The organism is Rhodococcus sp. G-MC3 (genome assembly GCF_030063335.1).
Classification (GTDB): Bacteria; Actinomycetota; Actinomycetes; order Mycobacteriales; family Mycobacteriaceae; genus Rhodococcoides.
In genome coordinates this window covers 1-503 of the sequence record NZ_JASISW010000102.1, presented here as the reverse complement: position 1 = coordinate 503, position 503 = coordinate 1, and the positions used below count along the sequence as shown (strand labels likewise).

1 pseudogene is annotated in these 503 nt (G+C 56.9%); it reads left to right on the top strand.

Annotation, left to right across the window (positions count from 1 at the left end):
• A pseudogene (locus tag QMK17_RS26360) lies at positions 1–169 on the top strand (IS4 family transposase); the annotation flags it as partial.
• Between the last annotated feature and the right edge of the window lie 334 nt (positions 170–503).

Here is a 503-nt window from a genome sequence, read left to right as displayed (position 1 = left end):
ACTCCAAGAAATCTGGGGCCACCTGTGCTGCCACTACGCCATTCGAACATTGATGGTCGACGCCGCGCGAGCAGGCGGACAGGACCCCGACCGCGCCTCATTCGTCGCGGCACTGCGGATAGCGCGACGATCGCTCTCGCACAGCTCTTTTTCCCCCTCACAACCATAGAGCGCTCACCCGATTGTGGGACCACGCCATCGAGAAACTGCAACGCCGATTCAATCCCGCACGTCGCCTACGACCGAACCCTCGCGTTGTCAAACGCAAAATCTTCAAGTGGGCAGCCAAACGCTCCCACCACCAATACCATCCGCAACCCACCACATCACCCGAATGCACAATCATTCAGCACTAACTGAACGGTATTGGGTTTAACCTGAATGCACCGATGAGGTAGCCGCTCAACATGCGCGTTAGACGCGAAATGCCCTGCTGTGGTGGACGAATGGGACTTTCTACAGAACCGATTCTGACCACAAGAAGGGCATCTCGCAGATGCAAC